Here is a 21,527-nt window from a genome sequence, read left to right as displayed (position 1 = left end):
AAATCAAATTCTTGAACAGAAAAATAGTCGGAAATCCAGCTAATCGTTCCCTGGCTTGGAAAGATTCGCTTTAAGTATATTTTTAGAGATTCCCTCAAAATAATCCGGCTCATACGCATTTGACAACACATTTGCTTTCAACGAATCGGTAGACAATATCCCTGAATTGGTATTGAACACGACCAGATGACTTAACGAAGACAGATTATCCGGCAACAGTTTATGGCCATTTGGAATATCAGGTGGAATAACACCGTTCAACGCATCGGTATTCATACCAAATGAAGCAAAGAAACTGCTGATGGCGTCGGTAGAAAAACCGGTAATCTCGCTGAGCATCTGCTTTGTCACACCAAATTGTTTTGCAGCATTGAAAACTGTTGCCGGTTGGTCGACATGCGACAGAATAAAATCTCTTGCCTGCTGAACCGTGACACCGTAAGTAGCTAAATGCGTTTGTACTGATGATTGTGTAACACCATCCGTGTTATTTAATGGAGCGGTATCGATATCTTCATTGACACCAAGTGAATAAGCAAAATCAGAAACGCTTCCTTGCCGCCAACCAGGGTCAATAAAAAATACCCCGGTGTAAGGCGCTATCCAATCGAAAATGGCGTCTAATTTTGATGGTCGTTTATCAGGATTGTTTTCTGTAGGAATTGGAACCGGGTCATCGGAATCGTCATTGACGAATATTGCATTGCCCTGACCGTCATACACAATCAGGGCAGGTTCTTCAAAACTATTGGCAAAAATGTCATAGGTTGCACCTTTTGTCGCTTCAAACTTATAAAGGTGTTGAAATGGTATTGCTCCTATTCCTGAAGCAACAGCTGTGTTGTCCCATTCAGGAGCGGCAAACTCAACAGAAGTAGGCCAGAAAGTTAATAACTCGGCCACAGCCATCTGATCAGCAGTCAGATCAGGATAATTATCAAGTGCTTCATCAGTTGCCAACTTAATTTCCTTTTAAATGTCAATGACTGCTGAACACATTAAAACCCGGTTTGTATCAATTTAATCCCGTAACATCACTAACCCACACGCGTAACGTGGTGCTCCAAAACCATGCCAGTTAACCGGCTATTCCTACAAGTGTTATTTCCCCGAATTCAAATTCTATGGCATCCACCAGATAGTCGCTGGCATTCCAGGTGCCGTTGCCCAAATCCTGCGGACCGCTCAGATATTGCCCGGCTGCATCGGACAGGCCACCAAAAACGAAATCAGCGCCATTGTAACTGCCTGCAGTCAGTACAACAGAAGAAAAGCCGGTGGTATGATCAAGCATGATTTGCTGGTCACTGGAAAGTGCGTCAGCGCTGAAAGTCAATTCATCCACAACCAAACCGGAACCATCTAGCAACTGCAACCGCCCCGCGTCATAATGGCCCGTCGTTGCATCGCCATCCAGACGAGACAGATCGACGGTTACACGCGTTGCAGCCTGATTCAGATCGAACCGTAATGCTTCGGTACCGTCTATTTCCTGACGGATTGTGCTAGAAGCCAGCGACTGGCCGCTGACACCGAGATCGCCACCAAAAATATCGCCACCACTCAATGCACCCGAATTACGGCCATCCAGAATTACATTGCTCCAGTCCTCAGCTGTATCCAGATAATCGGCCTTGTGGCTGATACTGACCGCTTCATTTGTCCAGGCATTCTCCCAGGCATCGGGGTCGGAGCGAGAAATGCGGAGTGGTGCATCGCCTATACTTATGGTTTCAGCTTGAGACGATGAATCAACTGTTACAGCGAGACTTTCAGCATTAGCATGGGTGCCATCTTCATCAACCAGATCGACACTGATAGTATTGTTGCCCGCTGCTGAATAGATATGTGAAACACCTCCGGCAGAATTGAAGATATCTGAACTGCCATCGCCCCAATTGACAATAAAGCTGGTAATCGTGTCATCACCCGGATCGATGATATCACCGAGATTCAATGTGTAGTTGTCACCGGCATTGATCTTAGCAGCGCCTGTCAGGGCAATGGTTGGTGCAACGTTATCCACATTAACCTTAAACTGCTGTGTTGCGATATCGTCACTGCCATCTTCTACCGTCACACTCACTGTGTAACTCGCATCACCATCAACAAATTGATGTGTCATATCAAAAAGCTGTATGCCGCTTGTAAGAGCTCCACTTTCAATCGCCGATCCATCACCCCAATCGATGCTGTATGTTCTACCAGCATCACCGCTGTCCACGTCATCGGTAAAGCTGATCTGGCGACTGAAATTGTCGCCCTCATTCAGTTGCGCTTGTTCGCCAACATTCAGGGAAAGACCAACGGACGGGCCGAAGATTTGCAACAGTTCCAGTGCGGCTTGCGCAAACTCGATTTCACCCGTCAATGCCACATCCAGCACAGCATTCTCGAACTCGATGGTACCTTCGGTTAGGCCGACATTGCGTACCGCTTCTTCGGCGGCTGCGCGGACTGCGGGATCAAGGTCTTTAACCGTAATTGTGCGCAACGGAAAATTCGGGATCGTAAACGTTTCGGTCGATTCGCCGTCGCCGTAAACGAATAGCGATGTTTCCGGCGTGACACGCCAGGAATCGGCATACGGGCCGTACAGATCCTGTTTCGTCAACGGGCCGGTCAGTACGGTACCATCGGCCAGCGCAATATCGTTGGTTTTGTCGCCATCAGCATTGCCGAGTAGTCCGGCAATTTCACCTGATCGCTCCGTACTCAGAAATGTACCCACATCAATAAACGAACCGACTCGAGCCCAAAAACCGTCACCTTGTGCGTTGGTTACCACATAAGTGTTGCCATGCCGGAAAATCGAACCGTCACCAACGGCTACCGTCTCGCCATCGGCAATCGCAACAAATTCACCGTTGATATTGATCGGGTTAGATTGACCCCGATAAATCCCTACCACATCGTCGCCAACCTGCATCGCAACGGCGGTATTGATGGATACCACGCTATTGTTTCCCCAGGGTTCCTGCCTTACTTGAATTTCCAGACCGGGATCGGTTCCCTGTACCAGCATAAATTCACCGGCGGCTTGGAAGTCGTATTTGAAATTATCAAAAGACACTAGATGTGGATCGCCCCAAGAATTCCCATGAATTAGGTCAGGTGAATACATATGATTTTCTACAACATATTTAAAAGTTGTATCAACCACCCATTCAAGTATTTTAAAACCTGCAAAGATAAGAGGCTTATACCAAAATGGTACAGGTGCAAGTGCTGCAATAATAGCCCCTACTTCCCCTATTGTTGATGTTGTATCTTGGTACTTATCTTGTAATATTAAAGCATTATTTTTTTCATGTTCCTGGCTAAGTGAATATCCACTTTTTACCGCAGTAGCAGTAGCTATAGTAGAAAATAACTTTGGGTGATTAGTTACAAATGTTTTTATGACGTGAAATATTGCATGTTCCCCATTTGGATCAATATAATATATTGGACTGTTTTTTCCAAATCTATAAAGATTCACGACATCTCCACCAAAAAACAGCGGATCCTCCGACAAAAACCGTCCCATTTCACTGTCGTAAAACCGCGCACGCATATACATCAGATCATTGGCGTCTTCCGACACGCCTAAAGCCCCATTGAATTCAAAACTGTTCGCGATGGTTTCATTCTCGAACAATTCATTGCCAAACGGGGTGTAGCCGTAACGATTAACTTCGGAACCCGAGCTATCGGTGATGCCGATCACCGAACCCACACCGTCGATGTCGTAATACGCGGTCGAACCATCGCCTGCAATGCGGCCAGCCAGTGCCAGTCCATGCGCATAGGATGCGATGAGCGAACCATCTGGGGCGTACTCACCGATCACGTTACCTAATCCGAACGGATCGATGAGAAACTCGGTACGCACGCCATTTTCGATTACTACTGAGCGATTGCCGAAAACATCGTATTCATACTGCGTTACGTCCCCTGTTGGCGTAGTCACCGACGTCAAGCGGTTTTCCAGATCGTAGGTGTAATTCCAGCTACCATTCGAATCGGTTTTGGCGATTAAATTACCGTCGGCATCGTACGACAGCAATGCATCACCTGCGGTGACATATTGATTCAATGTATTGGCGGTGTACTGCGTGGTCACGCCGTTTTCCGTTTTGCTGATGCGGTTGCCCGCCGCGTCATATACATAATCGATTTGCTTGTCAGCTAATCCGACGTGTGTTGACGTAAAATGGGCTGAGGTGAGCTGGCCGACGGCGTCGTAACCATACGCCCACGAACCGTCGACGGTTTCCATGCCGGTGCGTTGTCCCGCGGTATCGTAACTGTAGACAATACGGGAATTTTCATTGCCGACAGCGTCAAGGTTGTGAATTTCCAGCAACCGGCCTGCGGCGTCATAACTGTACGTGGTTGCCGTGCCATTGCCGTTGTCTTCGCGGATCAGGCTACCTGCGGCGTCATACGTGTAGCTAACCAGAACGCCGTCATTGTTGCTGAGGCTAATCAGCCGCCCTGCGGTATCGTACTGATAGAACTGCGCGTTGCCGTCCTGATCAGTCATAGACGTCCGGTTGCCTGCGGCGTCATAGGTATAACTCAGCGAACGACCGTTGGGATATTCAATTTTGGTGACGCGGTTTGCAGCATCGTAGGTCAGGGCGGTGACGCCTTCGGCTGTCGTTGCCGTCAACAAATTTCCTGCTGCATCGTAAATGTAACTCACCGCGCCGGAAGTACCAGCCGATTCTCCCGTCAGCCGCCCGCGTGCGCCGTAGTCATAGCTTACGCTTTCACCACGCCGGTTGGAAAAATCCGTAATCTGGCCATTGGCGTTATAACCGAAATCCAGGTGTGTGCCATCCGCCCAGGTTGCCTGCACCATTTCGCCCTGATCGTTGTAAGAAAATGCGCGTGTTGTACCATTGGCGTCGGTAAAACTGACAGGCACGTTAAAATGGTCATGGTAGGCATAAGCCAATGTTGCCCCATTCGCATCGGTAAGCGATGTCGGGCGGCCCAGATCGTCAACGGATACTGCTGCGGTGGTACCATCCGGAAATTCAACACCGACCAGTTCGCCCTGTGTGCTGTATAACAATGAAGCGGTTGCCGCCGTGCCGTCGGAAATCGCAGCAACCTGACCGCCGGGTGCAAGGCTGATATGCGCTGTACGGCCAGCACCGTCGGTGATAGTGTAGCCACCCAGTACATCGTAACTGAACGTGGTCTGTTCGATGCCACCTGCCACAGATACCGATGAAAGCCGTCCCGCGTTGTCGTAGGCAAAATCAATATCCGGTCCGCCTGCGGCGGTTGCCTGACTCAGATCATCATTGCCGTCATAGCTGAAATTCGCGGTACCGGCAACACCTGTTGCAGCAACCAGTTTGTCGCCATCTGTGCTATAGCTAAGCGTCATTGTCTGACCGTTGGCATCGGTTATCGATAAAACCTGGCCGGTAGTATCCCGGTTGATCGTCATTGCATTGCCATTCGGTCCGGTAAAACCGGTGATTCGTCCTGCGGTGTTGTAAGCTGCTATTGTTTCCAGTCCATTGACGGTGATGGCTTTCACGAGTGCGCCCGAATGGTCGAACAGCAGCGCATCGCCATGTGCATTCTCCAGTCTGAATCCATCGGTTGTACGTGAAAGCTGACCATCAAAATCACCAGCAGTGGTATAAGATCCATTGATATTCTTGCTGAATACCGGGCGAGTTGGCGCTACCCCGCCCAATACATTTCCACTCAGACCGACCGTTTGCCCCACGGATGATGATACGGTGTAATAGGCTGATTCTTCGGCATTCAGTGTAAATAATGTGCCTAATAAGGTTGAACCATGCAGAATGGCGTTTCCATCCGTATCGATATCGAGCCGCAAATCACCCAGAAAAGCCCAGCCACGGCCCGCCGTGCCGTCCATTGCACGCTCAGCCAGCGATCCGAAATCGCCCGCCTGCTCCAGTTCAAAACTTAAAGCAGCCGCAGCGCTGTCGCTTCGGACACCAAGTGAAGATAAGTATTGGCCGTTTTCCGCCAGTGTGGCAATAAATTCGCCTGTATTGGTACCCACTTCAGACTGGAAATTGGTGTAAATACGATGCCATAGTGCATCGGACATTGATTCAGGCTTGAGCTGGGCCTCAAGTGCTGTCCAATCAATCGTCTGGCTTGGATCGGCAACGGCAGCCGACACCGTTATGGAACCATTCGGTGCATCGGCCATTTTAGTAGAAAAGCTAAGCGCACCGGTTTCAGCTACCTGGATCGCACCTTCACCATCGCCAAGCCCGAGCAGAAAAATACCGTCCGAATAATCCCCGGTGAGCGGGTCGGCCAATAAACCGCCGCCTATCGCCTGAGCAAAAACCAGTGTACCGGGTATTGCCGTAGACGAATTGTTTTCGTAATTCAGTTGACTCGTACCGATTCCGCCTGGATTCAGGCTTTCGGGCACGATGAGCTCGCCGGTAATTGCAAATGTCTCAGGTGAATTGACCGTTATCGAGACAGTCGCGGGATCGCTGAAACCGGTTCCATCGAACGCGCGATAGGTGAACGTATCGGTACCGGAAAATCCGGCATTCGGTGTATAAGAAAACGAACCGTCGTCGTTCAGATTTACAACGCCATCGCTTGCTGCATCAACCAGCGAAGCCGTCAAGGAATCGTTTTCAGTATCGGTATCGTTAGCCAGTACGCCGTCGATTACGTTAACGGTCAGCGTTGAATCGCCAGCGACACTATACGCATCCTGTTCTGCAATGGGCAACTGCTGAACATCGTCGGCCACGATTGTCGCCACCGCGTTAAACGTTTCACTACCGCCTTGAGGCGTAACTGCCAACGTAAAGGCTTCATCTGTCTCCAAATCGGTATCGCCATTGATTGCGATTTGTATCGCCGTTTCGGTCTGGCCCGCTGGAATCGTTACGCTATCGTTGGCGGCAACATAGTCCTCACCGGCTTTGGCTGTTCCATCGACCGTCTGGTAGTTCACCACCAGATCGGCAGACAACGGTTGCTCCAGCTGAACTGTAAACGTGGCCTGTTGCGTTCCTGCATTACCTTCTACAACACTGGGACTGTTGATTGAAATTGGTGAAACCGTAATGGCAACTGGGGTGGGTGCACTCAAACCGATTCCGTCAGTAGCGCTATAGGTGAACGTATCGGCACCGGAGAAATTCGCGTCTGGAATATAAGAAAACGATCCATCCGCATTCAGATTCAAGCTGCCATGATTTGGTGCGTCGACCACTGAAGCTGTCAGGGAACTCCCATTGCCCGCGGTATCATTATTTAGTACGCCCGCCGCAGTATCGATAACGAGTGGTAAACCGTTGATGGTGGCGTATGCATCTTCGCCGGTTGAAACAAGCGCCTCGCTGAGTTGCAATGAAATCTCATCGAAAAAACCATCAGAGGAAATGCCACCGCTTCTGTTTGTTGTGAGGAGTATTTCGATTGATCGTGTACCGACAGGAACAGCTCTAATATCTGAGAACGATTTCCAATGACCTGCGGAAATATTTTTATCGTCAATAATGAAAAAATTGTCGAGAACAGAACCAACACCATCGATATACGAAACATCAACCCGCGCCAAATCGGTGAAACCATTACTCGAACGGCTTTGCAGATTAATACCGAAAGCAGATTGTATTTGGCCTGTATCGATTTGACTGGCGCCGTTACTCACGTCAATCGACTGGGATAATGTCTGTACAGTAGGGCCTGTTCCACCTGTGAAGGTAAAAGTACCAAAACCCTGTGCGGGGGCATCTGGTAAAACAGCGTCGATACCTGTACTAACCCAGCCTGAAGTATCTCCTGTTTCCGCGCCGCCATTGACGATTAGCTCTCTATTCAGTATGGACTCAGTGTCATTGGAAATAATTGTAGCGGTTGCGGTTACAGTTTCGCCACCGCCCTGCGGGGTAAGGGTCAAGTCAAATGTTTCATCTGATTCAAGATCGAAATCATCACTCACCGGAACCTGGATGGCTGCTTCGGTTTGGCCTGCGGGAATGGCCAAAATCCCGTTAACGGCTGTGTAATCAACACCTGCTATTGCTGTACCGTCAGCAGTTTGATAGTCGAATGCCAGATCAGTTGAAGCCGGGCGTGAAAGCTTAACAGTAAATGCCAGACTACTCGCGTTGCTACCTTCGATCTGCTCTACATCTTTGATGAATACGGTACGTGATTGAGCTACATCGCCATCATCATTCAAGATAATCCCTGTAGCAGTCAGTCGATCGGTGCCGCCGGCAAATTCGGCGCCGGTGAGATCATATAACTCGAGCAACACACTTTCATCTGGCTCAAAATCGAAATCGCCTGTAATACGCAGATCGATAAAGGCCGTGGTATTTCCTGCAGGAATGACAAGGTTTCCCGCAGGAAACTCACTCGAATTGGACGGCTCTATGTCGGACACATCGATTGTGCCCGGTAAAGCACGCCAACTGAGCGATATTTCATTCGTTGCCGGTTGTGACAGAACAACCTCAAATTTAAGAAACCCACCAGGACCGAAAAAAGATGTTTTTTCAGTGTCTTCAGTGTCACGAATGGAAAGTACTGGCAATGTGGTGGCAGTATTGTCGTCCTCAACGATTAAGGCTTGTGCTGAGAAAACCGTCAGTCCGCCAGCAAGTACAGAGTCTGACCCTGCTTGTGGACGCACCAATAGCGTAAAACTTTCCGTAGTTTCGGACAACGTATCACCTGTAACAGCTACGTTGACAACTGCTTCGGTTTGCCCTGCTGCAAATGTCAACGCGCCATTTGCGGCCGTATAGTCCGATCCAGCCGTGGCCGAACCGTCGACAGTCTGGTAATCAAACGTCAAATCAGTTGCAGCGGGTCGCGAAAGTAATACTTTGAAAACTGCATTTTGACTGCCGCTGTCTCCCTCAACCAGTTCTGCATCATTGATAAAAACAGTGCGTAATTCCGGTAAATTATCCGTGCTTAAGATGGTGCCTGTCGCAAGTAACCGGTCTGCACCCCCGGCAAATTCCGCACCTTTGGGATTAAACAGTTCAAGTAACAGGCTTTCATCAATTTCATCTTCTATGTCGGGATCTCCGGGAATCACAAAGTTGACAAACGCAGTTGTCTGTCCCGGTGAAAAGGTTACAGTACCTGCTGGAAAGCCTAAAGCACCGAATATGCCCAGGTCGTTAATTTTGGCTGTTCCAGGCAAACTTTGCCAACCCATGGACACTTCGCCGCTTGATGGCTCGGATAAAATTATCTCGAACTCCATCATATGCAGACCAAATTGAATTTCGGTAATACGGCTGTCACGTATCGATACAATCGGTTGCGAAGCAATTCCCGCTGCATCATCGGTTATGATATGCGCCGTTCCAACCGCCGGAGAATCACCATTATCAATAAAAAATTGTGATATCCCTTGCGCTCTGACAACTAAATTGAAACTTTCTTCCGCTTCAAGCAGGGTGTCTCCAATTACCGGCACTGTTATTTCAGCTTCAGTTTGCCCGGCAGGGAAAATCAGTGAACCGCTGGTGGCGGTATAGTCCGATCCTGCTGTGGCAGAACCATCGGCTGTCTGGTAATCAAACGTTAGATCAAAAGTCTTTGGGCGCGACAGTTGCACTGTGAAAACAGCATTCTGGGTATCGTTATCGCCTTCGACAAGCTCGATATCGTTTACAAATAATGAAGGATCTCGATAACCGCTATCATCGTCTAGTATAAATACTGTTGTCGTCAATCGTTGAGCATCGCTTTCAAATCCTGCACCACTCAAATTAAATACTTCAAAAACAACACGTTCATCAGGCTCAATAATAGTGTCGCCATAAATTTCTAGTAAAATAGATGCGGAAGCTTCTCCGGCAGGAATCACTAGCTGGTCAGAGCCGATATAATCCATTTCTGTGCTATTTGTTCTGTCATCTCTGGCCAGCCAGCCCAATTGAATATCGCTCGTTGAAGGTTCTGATATATTAATATCGAAAGTTAGAAACTGACTACTACCCGTTTCATCGTCTCCTTCAAGCTCGGAACTACCTGTAACCGATACAACAGGGGCGAAACAATGTGGGTATTCAATTGTTCCACCACTAAAGGGCATCAAAACTTCAAATGGCTTTGTCAAAAAATCGAGGTTCCAGTTTTGTTTTCCATCCCACTGGCCAATCGTAAGACTTGAAGCCGCAATTTCTGCGCCTGTCAGGTTTTTTAGTTGCTGAATAAAGTCCCTGCCAACTTCACCTCGAGCCAGTTCACACGCATAAACAAAAATTTTTGTCTGATTACTGATAAAACTTTTTTGCCATGCCTCAAATTCTTTTGAGCGTTTGCTCAACTCGTTTGAATCTAATTCATAATTTGAAAATACGATCTGGCCGGACCGCGCATGTGCAACTAAAATGATCTCCTGCACAAAGTTGTTGCTTGAAAGCGTGTTTGTGATCTGGATAATAGGATCGCAATCGGGTTTGAGCTGAGTGATTTGATACGCCGCGCTTAATCCCTTGAATAAGATTTCCTGATCCTGAATATCAGCATCGATAAATAAAAGTTTTTGTGCGTTCACGGTTTTCTTTTTGTTTTGCAACATGTCGCTTCCTTTATGGATTGAATCAATTTATTTTCTACATCCTGAATCCAGACAAATGAAAAACCCCGAATCAGCAGAATTGATCTGATAATTCGGGACTTGTGTTTAAGTTGTGAAAAGACAAAAGTTACGATAACAAACGGCTATCTTCTCCGCCTAGAACCGATAAGCCACAGTAGAGGCGCTATTGTCAGTAACAAGGTTGCCGGTTCTGGTATGTCGACAATATCAGCAGTCAACTGAAAAGACATATTGAGTGTCGATGCATCAAAATTCCAGAAATCGCCGTCCGCAGCGCGACTCCAGCCGGTGTTGTTGCCTGTTGCACTTTCAAGCCAATACCAATCCTGGGCGCCGTCATTATTGAATACAGACAGGTAATAATCAGCACCGCCTTGCAGCAGTTGGTTAACACCGAGGTCGTATTGATACACCGTGCCACCGAACAAATCAACAAGCCCGCCGCTGCTGTCTCCATTGCCTGCAAATGTTGTTTCAAAAAACGCATTGGTTTCGGGATTGCCGGAACCGTCATCGGCAAAAAGTCGTACTGTAAACGATTCAGTCACGGGTGCAGCCGGATCGTAGCTGCCCCACCAGCGGATATTGGTCAATTGAATGGTGTTTGCAAACTGAAAGTCGTCAGTGGCTATTTGAATACCGGATGGGCCGACACTCAAGCTGCCGTCCCCGCCATCCAATGGTGCCTGCTCCAGAATAACTGCACTGGCAGGCAAAGGTAAAATGATCAGAAATATTAATAAAATCAGTTGTCGCATGCTATTCATTGTTATTGTCCTTTAGTTCGTCATTTAAATTGATATGCTTATTAAGCTACTGAACCCACCAGCGTGATTTCCCCAAATTCAAATTCGACGGCATCTACCAAGTATTCACTGGTATTCCAGACGTCATTGCCGAGGTCTTGTGGATCGCTTAAAAACTGCCCGGTTTCATCCGTCAATCCACCAAAAACGAAATCAATACCATTGTAACTGCCTGCAGTCAGCACAACCGAAGAAAAACCGGCACTATGATCCAGGGTAATTTGTTTTTCATGAGAGGCTGCATCAGCGCTGAAAATCAATTCATTGATTACCGAACCACTGTCATCCAGCAATTGTAGTCTGCCTGCATCGAAATGACCGGTTGAACTGTTGCCATCGAGGCGGGACAAATCGATAGTGACTTTGGTTGCTGCCTGATCCAGATCGAAACGAAGCGCTTCCTTACCATCGATTTCCTGGCGGATCGAACTGGAAGCCAGCGACTGGCCGCTGACACCCAGATCGCCACCGAAGATATCGCCGCCGTTTAGCACGTTGGAATTGCGGCCATTCAGCGATGCACTGCTCCAGGCTTCCGTTGTATCAAGATAATTGGCTTTATGGCTGATGCTGACCGCCTCAACTGTCCAGGCATTCTCCCATGCATTCGGATCGGACCGTGAAACGCGCAGTGGTGCATCGCCAATCAGTATCGTTTCAGTAGGTACTGTGGGGTTGGCTGTAACGTCCAAAGTGGCTGCATTGACATGCGTGCCGTCCTCATCGATCAGATCGACAGTGATGGTATTATCGCCAGCAGCAGCGTAGGTATGCGTCACATCACCTGCGGAACTGTAGGTGTCGCTGGAACCGTCGCCCCAGTTGACAATGTAGCCGGTGACGTTATCATCACCCGGGTCGGTGATTGCGCCAAGATTCAGTGTGTAGGTATCATTGGTGTTGATCTCAGAAGCACCTGACAGAGCAATAATTGGTGCAACATTGTTGACAGCCACATTGAGCGTGCCTGCTGCGCTATGTGTGCCATCTTCGTCAACAAGGTCAACACTGATCAGCGGATTGCTTGCACCATCTGCGTACACGTGGGTTACATTGCCTGACAGGGTCTGTAATTCTGCTGCGGTCAATGCGGTGGTCGTGCCATCGCCCCAGTTGATGATGTAGTCCGTTATGGTATCCGTACCGGGATCGAAAACATTGCCCGTTAATGTATATGTCGATCCTTCATCGACAGATGCATTCCCAATCAGTGCAATGGTCGGTGCGACATTATTGACAATAATAGTCTTGGAACCGGCAGACACATGAGTGCCGTCTTCGTCGACCAGATCAACTGTAACCTGCGGACTGCTTGCGCCATCGGTAAACACATGATTGACATTGTTTCCCGCAGCCAAAAGCTCTGCTGCGGTCAAGGTTGTGGCAGCTGTACCATCACCCCAATTAATAATGTAATCGGTAACCGTATCATCGCCAGGATCAACCAGATTTACCAGACTGAGCGTGTAATTCTCACCTTCATTCACATTGTCATTACCCGGCAAATCGACTGTCGGTGCAACGTTATTGACATCCAATGTGAATTGTTGCGTATCCGAATCACCGGTTGTGTCGGTTATTGTGACACTAACCGTATGTGAAGCATCGCCGTCGGCAAACACACGGCTGATATCAAAATTGTTTGCACCGGCAGCAATGACACCGTTTTCAATTGTAGAGCCGTCACCCCAGTTAACACTGAATGTCCAACCGTCAGCGTCGGTATCCTGGCCATCGGTGAAGGTAATGGTGCGGTTGAAAGTGCCGCCTTCGTCAATGACCGTATCAGTTCCGGCATTAACGGCTATACCGTCAGGTGCTGCGTTCACCAAAACATTCAACGTTCCGGCATCGGTATGTGTGCCGTCTTCATCAACCAGATCGACACTGATAGTGCCATTGCCGGTACTGTTATACACATGTGTAACATCGCCTGCTGTGTTAAAGGTGCTGCTGGTACCATCACCCCAGTAAACAACGTAGCTGGTCACAGTATCATTGCCGGGGTCGGTGATAGAGCCGAGGTTCAGTGTATAACTGTCCCCAATATTGACTTCAGATGCGCCTCCCAATGCAATTGTTGGCACAACATTGTTAACTTCGAGTATAAATTGTTGTGTATCTGAATCACCTGCTGTATCGGTTACCGTAACGCTGACAGTATGCGATGCAGCACCATCGGCAAAAATATGATTGATACCGAACGCATCAGCACCATTGGCTATTGAACCAGGCTCTATTGCAGAACCGTCGCCCCAATCAATGCTGTAGGTCCATCCATCAAGATTGGCGTCTTCCCCGTCTGTAAAGGTTATCGTGCGCAAGAACGGTTCACCTTCGTTGATTATAGAATTTGGGCCTGCATCAACCGAAACGCCAGCAATCGGATCAATTACCTGGACATTAAAATTTCCTACCGCAGCATGCGTACCATCTTCATCTTTGAGAAGAACGCTGATGGTGTTGCTGCCAGGAGAACCATAAACATGTGTAACATCACCTGATGCATTAAATGTGTCAGTAGTGCCATCACCCCAGTTGACTATAAAGTCAGTTACCGTATCGTTTCCCGGATCAACCACCGCACTTAGATTCAAAATATAGGTATTTCCTGTATTTACCTGTGGTTCTCCCGTTACTGTAATCGTTGGTATTACATTGAAAACATTCACCGCAAACTGTTTTGTATCCGTATCGCCTACAGTATCGGTAACCGTGACGCTGACATTATGAGAAGCATCGCCATCAGCAAATTCATGGCTGATATCGAAGCTGTTGGCACCGGCAACTATGCTGCCGGTTTCCAGCTCAGAGCCGTCGCCGAAGTCGACGCTGTAGGTCCAGCCATCGCCACCGGTATCCTCGCCGTCGGTAAAAGTAATGGTTCGGACAAATGTGCCTCCTTCGCTGATTGCTGTATCATTGCCAGCACTTACCGCCACGCCGTCAGGTGCTGAATTGACCAGAACGGAAAGTGACCCTGCATTCACATGCGTACCATCCTCATCGACCAGATCGACCGTGATAGTATTATCACCGGCTGCAGCGTAGGTATGCATCACGTCACCCGCAGTATTGAAAGTATCGCTGGTACCGTCGCCCCAGTCGACGATATAGTCGGTAACGGTATCGTCACCCGGATCGGTGACTGTACCCAGATTGAATGTATAAGTCGCACCCACATCGACTTGTGGCGCGCCGGAGACGGAAATTGTCGGCTCGACATTGTCAACATCGAGGGTAAATACCCTGGTATCTGAATCGTCTGCCAAATCGATTATAGATACACTGACATTGTGGCTGGCAATACCGTCGACAAAGCTGTGGCTGATGTCAAAACTGTTTGAACCGGCGGGAATAGTTCCATTTTCTACAGGAGAATTGTCATTCCAGTCGATATTATAGGTCCAGCCGTCACCATCAGCATCTTCAGTATCAATGAATGTAATTGTTCGATTAAAGGTATCTCCTTCCGCTATAGAAACATCAGCTCCTACGTTCAAACCGACACTACCGGGAGGGATGTCAAATAACAATGCTTCCAATGCCAGCTCACCAAACTCGATGTTACCCGTCAAAGCAATATCCAGTACCGCATTGTCAAACTCAACAGTATTTTCAGGAAATCCAATACTGCGCGCCGTTTGTTCTGCTGCAGCACGTATTGCCGGATCAAGATCATTAATTGATATTATATGAGATGGAAAATTACGATCAGTAAAAGTTTCAGTTGACTCCCCGGCGTTATAGATGAACAAGGTTGTATCAGTCGTCACGCGCCATGAATCTGCAAATTGACCGTAAAGATCTCCTGCAGTAGGAGAACTTGACAGTTGTGTTCCATCAGCTAAAGCAATGTCATTGGATCGATCACCATCATAATTACCAAGTAGCCCTGAAACCGTATCTCCCAGGTCTGCGCAGATGAATGGTCGCAGATTTAAAAATGGTGTCGTCGAAGCAACCCTGGCCCAGAATCCATCACCATGTTCATTGGTGACTGTATAGGCATTTCCATCCCGATGTACAGTACCGCCGTCAACAGGTACGGTCTCACCCGGCGCAATGGCTACAAACACACCATTAATATTGACCGGATTGGGTTGACCGGCATAAATCCCGACCACATCATTACCAACACGCATCGCTACAGCCGTATTGACAGAAACATCTGTTCTGGATCCCCATGGCTCTTGTCGCACCTGCATTTCCAGACTCGAATCACTGCCTCGCACAATGGTAAATTCGCCAGCGGCCTGAAAATCATAACTAAGGCCATCGAATGTACGCAGGTGAGGATCGCCGTCTGATGCGCCATTTATCCTTAAACAGGTATTAATCTTTAAATCAAGAGAACCCGCATCGGTGTGCGTGCCATCTTCATCAACCAGATCGACACTGATAGTTTTGTTACCAGCTGTGTTGTACACATGCGTCACATCACCAGCCGTTGTATAGGTATTGCTACTGCCATCACCCCAGTTGACAATATAGCTGGTTATTGTGTCGTCACCCGGATCGGTGATCGTGCCCAGCGTCAGGGTATAAGTCGCGCCTTCATCAACGGATGCATCGCCACTCAAGGCGAGCGTAGGTGCAACATTGTTTACAGCCAGCACAAACAACTGAGTATCCGAGTCACCGGTATCATCTGTCACGGTCACGCTGACAGTATGGCTAGCATCACCATCGGCAAATGTCCGGCTGATGTCGAAGCTGTTTAAACCGGCGGCAATTGTGCCATTTTCTACCGGTGAACCATCATCCCAGTCGATGCTGTAAGTCCAGCCATCAGTATTGGTGTCCTCACTGTCAAGAAACGATACTGTGCGACTGAAGATATCCCCTTCAGCTATGGAAACATCACTGCCAGCAAATAAACCGACACTTCCTTGTGGTATTTCAAACAGCATGGCCTCTAATGCTATTTGGCCAAACTCTTCGTTGCCCGTCAATGCGATATCCAGTACTGCATTGTTAAATTCAACTGTGCCTTCCGGCAATCCGATGCTGCGTGCGATATCTTCTGCTGCTGCACGTATTGCCGGATCAAGATCATTAATTGATATTATATGAGATGGAAAATTACGATCAGTAAAAGTTTCAGTTGACTCCCCGGCGTTATAGATGAACAAAGTTGTATCAGTCGTCACGCGCCATGAATCTGCAAATTGACCGTAAAGATCTCCTGCAGTAGGAGAACTTGACAGTTGTGTTCCATCAGCCAATGCAATGTCATTGGTATGATCACCATCATTATTGCCCAGCAATCCTGCGACGCTGTCCCGATCTGCACAGATAAATGTCCGTAGATTAATCGCACCCGACCCAACCCTGGCCCAGAATCCATCACCATGTTCATTGGTGACCGTATAGGCATTTCCATCCCGATGTACAGTGCCGCCGTCAACAGGTACGGTCTCACCCGGCGCAATGGCTACAAACACACCATTAATATTGACGGGATTGGGTTGACCGGTATAAATCCCGACCACATCATTACCAACACGCATCGCTACAGCCGTATTGACAGAAACATCTGTTCTGGATCCCCATGGTTCCTGTCGCACCTGCATTTCCAGATCAGGGCCACTGCCCCGCACAATGGTAAATTCGCCAGCGGCCTGAAAATCATAACTAAGGCCATCGAAGGTACGTAGGTGAGGATCGCCGTCTGATGCGCCTCTGGCAACAGATGAACAAGAAGCTGTATTTACAATGTCACCCGATCGGAAGTTGAATAACCAACGGCCAATCTCACCGGTATTGCCTATGGTTTCATCTAAGGCCAGCATCGCGTTCTGTCCAGAAGCAGGTAATTCAAAGAACTCGGCAGGATCGCCCGTTCCAGATGAAAATCCTGCCCGTGCTACCATGCCCCCAAAGCCATCCGCGCCTTCACCTGAATCGCCGGTAGTCCAGTTCATGTCTTCGTAGCGGAATTCAATATCAAAATCACCGCTGCCCTGATCAGTCAGGATAAGCTGAAATGCATTCAGTTTATCTGTATGTGCGCCAAAATAACCGACATCGTCCCAGGTGACAATGAAGCGATCATTCGCCACATCAGAATCATAGTAAACAAGATTTGATCCGGTTGAATTACCGCTGCCGGTTGGCATTGCAACGCCACCACGCGTGTCGATATCCGCAAAGAAAGGTGTGATCTCAGGATTGCCACTGGCAACTGATAGCGGAGCAGGAATAAAATCTTCCCGGGGGCCATTAAAAGTTACGCTGCCGTTATTATTAATCCAGATGCCGGTGAACACCTGCCCAAAAAAATTGATGCCGCCTTCAAAAATACTGCTTAAGTCAATGTAATCTGTTGAATTATCATCATTTCCGGAAAGCACCTGCTCACCAAAGTCAGCCACGCCACCCACACCATTAATCAGGTGAATGCCTTCTATGGTTGTAAAATTAAGCGCGGTCGGATCACTGATGCCGGCATACGCATTTCCCGACGTATCCGTAATCACGCCACTGGCCATCTGGATGTTGTAAGTTGTATTAGGTTCCAGATCCGTTGTTGGATTAATGGTTATAATTCCACTAAAGTCAGAGAATGTAATCTGGCTGGTATCAGTGACATCTATGGTGCGTGTATCAGAACCATTACTGATAATGATATTGCCACTACCAGCAACTACCGTTTCGTTAAAAAATAACTCTATGTCATGATCAATTTGATGGGTCGAGCCATTAAACGGATCACTAAAGGAAAGTAATGGATCGGTAGGTATGGTCGTAAAATTGAGTGTGGTGGGATCACTGATGCCAGCATACGCATTTCCCGCCGTATCCGTGATGACTCCACTGACCATCTGTATGTTGTAAGTTGTATTAGGTTCCAGATCCGTTGCTGGATTAATGGTTACACTCCTAAAGTCATCGAACGTAACCTGACTGGCATCATTGACATCTATCGTACGCGTATCAGAACCATTGCTGAGGATGATAGCACCGGTACCGGCGACTACTTGTTCGTTGAAAGTTAACCGAATGTCATTATCAATCTGATGCGTATCACCATTAAACGGATCACTAAAGGAAAGTAATGGATCGCTAGGAATGGTCGTGAAATTGAGTGTTGTTGGATCACTGATACCTGCATAAGCATTTCCTGCGCTATCTGTGATGACACCACTGGCCATCTGAATATTGTAAGTTGTATTAAGTATCAGATCTGCTGTTGGATTAATGGTCACAACACCGTCATCAATTTTAACCTGGCTGGTGTCATTGATATTGATCGTACGTGTATCGGGGCCATTGCTTATAATGATATTGCCACTACCAGCAATAACAGTTTCGTTAAAACGTAACTCAATGTCACGATCAATCTGATGCGTCGAATCATCCCTCGGGTCGCTGTAGTCAAGTAAAGGTTCAGTAGAAATAGTCGTGAAATTGAGCATGATCGGGCCTTTGATGCCTGCATACGCATTTCCAGCAGTATCTGTGATGACACCACTGGCCATCTGTATGTTGTAAGTTGTATTAGGTGCCAGATCCGATGTTGGATTAATAGTTACGCTACCAAAGGACACACTACCGAAGTCATCGAAGGTAACCTGACTGGTATCACTGACATTTATCGTACGTGTATCAGAACCATTACTGATGATGATATTGCCAATTCCAGGGACAACTGTTTCGTTAAAAAATAATTGTATTTCGTCATCAACTTGATGTGTCGAACCATTAAATGGAAGACTAGAGAAAAATAATGGATCGGTTGGGATGGTCGTAAAATTGAGTGTGGTTGAGTCATTGATGCCCGCATACGCATTTCCTGCGGTATCCGTGATGACACCGCTGGCCATCTGAATGTTGTAAGTCGTATTCAGTACCAGATCCGCTGCTGGATTAATGGTCACAACACTGCCATTGATCGTAACCTGACTGGTATCATTAACATCTATTGTACGTGTATCAGAGCCATTGCTGATGATGATATTGCCAATACCGGCAACTACCGTTTCGTTAAAAAATAACCGGATATCATTATCAATCTGATGCGTCGAGCCATCAAATGGACTGCTGAAGTCTAGTAATGGGACGGTAGAAATGGTTCTAAAATTAAGTGTGGTTGAATCACTGATGCCCGCATACGCATTTCCAACGATATCAGTGATGACGCCACTGGCCATCTGAATGTTGTAAGTCGTATTCAGTACCAGATCCGCTGCTGGATTAATGATTACATTACCGAAGTCATCGAATGTAACCTGACCGGCATCATTGATATCTATCGTACGCGTATCAGTACCATTACTCAGGATGATAGCACCGGTACCTGCGACCACTTGCTCGTTGAAAGTTAACCTGATGTCATTATCAATCTGATGCGTCCCGCCATCCAACGGGTCGCTATAGTCAAGCATGGGATCTGCAGGTGGAATGGTAGTAAAATCAAGAGTAGTTGGATTACTGATACCAGCATACGCATTTCCAGCAGTATCTGTGATGACACCACTAGCCATCTGAATGTTGTAAGTCGTATTAGGTACCAGATCCGTTGCTGGATTAATGGTCACAATACCGCCATTGATCGTAACCTGACTGGTATCATTAACATCTATTGTACGTGTATCAGAACCATTGCTGATAATGATACTACCAATGCCAGCAACAACCGTTACGTCAAAAAGTAACTGGATATCATTGTCAATCTGATGCGTTGAGTCATCAAATGGAATACTAAACGATAACGTCGGAGCTAATGCATATGGATAATCTTCGATTGTGCTTTCACTGAATGGCAACAGCACCTCGAATGGATAGGTAAAAAAATCTAAATCCCAATTCTGTTTCTTACCTAAGTTACCCAAAATGGAAGTTGCGGCTGCTATTGTTACATCAGTAAATTTGTTTAGCTTACTTAAAAATGTTTTACCGGCTTTTCCTGCAGCAAGCTTGCAGACATAGAAACAAAACTTGGCATCTTTCGTAAAAAAACTTTGCCAGCCAGCTATTACAGATTTATGCTTTTCCAGTTCAACTAAATTCAGTTCGAAATTGGTAAAGTGAATCCGCCCTGGTGAACCATGCGCAACCAGAGCGATTTCCTGTACTGGCGCATGTTGATGAATGGCATTGGTTAGCTGCGTGATGGGTTCTGATTTCGGATCGAGCCGGATAATCTGATAATCCGGCTTACAGCCTTTGAGCAGTATGTCAGCATCCAAAACGTCTGCATCGATAATTAACAGTTTTTGTGCATTTTTAGTCATGAGTTTGTTTTGCAGCATCTGGCGATCCTTAATTTTTTGGTAACAAAATATAAATATAAAGAGCTCTGTAGCACGACGGAGAGACTGTTACTGGTGTGTTTTTGATGTGTTCTTTCGCTTACTGTGTTATTGGCGCTGACATATACAATTCATTGAATTTGACAGATATTTAAATATAAATCGATTGCATTGGTAAGATGGAATTTACTATCTTGTCAGAAACAGGAAATGGGGATACTATCTATTGTTAGTTGTTTGTACATCGGCGAAGGTATGGGATTTTTTCGCTGAATTAAGCTCTGTACTCTGTTATAGCCTGTCCTACATAGCGCAGCGGCTAATGAAGTTCAGGTTATCACTGGCTTAAACAAACCGGTTTTCTATGAATTGTTGAGCAACAAACAGCAATTTAGGTTGCCATTAAATTATGTGATCGGGAAAGGTCTATCGGGGGAATTATTTGTTGATATCGATAAAATTTATTCACGGTCGAAGAAATTAAGTAATCCGGCGTAATACAACACCTGATTACGGTTTATTTTTGGTGGTTCGTCTGCGCTTACACCTGACAGTTTCTGTCTTATTCTCAACATCACTCTATCAAGATATTTTTCGCTTTTGCCAAGTTCATGTGATATCTGGATCAGGGATTTGCCTTGCGCGAGTTTCTGAAGAAATGTTTTTTCGGTATTATTGAGTGTATTGAGTATGGGTCTTAGAAAGTGATCGATATGACACAGACTGGATATGACCATGCTGTGAAACAATTTTGCACAAAGAACCAGCTTGTCAATAATTAATGTTAGGTAAACCCCCGGCTATGCCGGGGGACTCCCAAAGGTTTGACCGTTACGGCAATAGCAGTAACGTACTCGTCCCAACCACGAG

5 protein-coding genes are annotated in these 21,527 nt (G+C 47.1%); all 5 read right to left on the bottom strand.

All coding sequences use genetic code 11. From position 1 onward, the window contains the following. Positions 1-39 precede the first annotated feature (39 nt). Complete coding sequence (locus tag BMY62_RS14525) at positions 40-960, bottom strand: hypothetical protein (protein WP_090661585.1); 921 nt, start codon at positions 958-960, stop codon at positions 40-42. 118 nt (positions 961-1,078) lie between these two features. Next, positions 1,079-10,573, bottom strand: coding sequence for a Calx-beta domain-containing protein (locus BMY62_RS14520; protein WP_090661582.1), 9,495 nt, complete (start codon positions 10,571-10,573; stop codon positions 1,079-1,081). A gap of 143 nt (positions 10,574-10,716) precedes the next feature. Further along, on the bottom strand, positions 10,717-11,361 hold the full coding sequence (locus BMY62_RS14515; RefSeq protein ID WP_143058833.1) for a DUF7901 domain-containing protein: 645 nt from the start codon (positions 11,359-11,361) through the stop codon (positions 10,717-10,719). 41 nt (positions 11,362-11,402) lie between these two features. After that, on the bottom strand, positions 11,403-20,657 hold the full coding sequence (locus tag BMY62_RS14510; protein WP_090661575.1) for an Ig-like domain-containing protein: 9,255 nt from the start codon (positions 20,655-20,657) through the stop codon (positions 11,403-11,405). 461 nt (positions 20,658-21,118) lie between these two features. Further along, entirely contained in the window at positions 21,119-21,394 is a 276-nt protein-coding gene (locus BMY62_RS14505; protein ID WP_090661572.1) for a hypothetical protein, read from the bottom strand. Positions 21,395-21,527 lie beyond the last annotated feature (133 nt).

Origin of the sequence: Nitrosomonas marina (assembly GCF_900111605.1) — a bacterium.
GTDB lineage: Bacteria > Pseudomonadota > Gammaproteobacteria > Burkholderiales > Nitrosomonadaceae > Nitrosomonas > Nitrosomonas marina_A.
This window is presented reverse-complemented; position numbering and strand designations above follow the sequence as displayed.

What these genes read in the sequence shown, in the direction of transcription:
- BMY62_RS14520 (WP_090661582.1), bottom strand. Translation starts at nt 10,573, where the DNA reads ATGTTGCAAAACAAAAAGAAAACCGTGAACGCACAAAAACTTTTATTT.
- BMY62_RS14515 (WP_143058833.1), bottom strand. Translation starts at nt 11,361, where the DNA reads ATGAATAGCATGCGACAACTGATTTTATTAATATTTCTGATCATTTTA.
- BMY62_RS14510 (WP_090661575.1), bottom strand. Translation starts at nt 20,657, where the DNA reads ATGCTGCAAAACAAACTCATGACTAAAAATGCACAAAAACTGTTAATT.
- BMY62_RS14505 (WP_090661572.1), bottom strand. Translation starts at nt 21,394, where the DNA reads ATGGTCATATCCAGTCTGTGTCATATCGATCACTTTCTAAGACCCATA.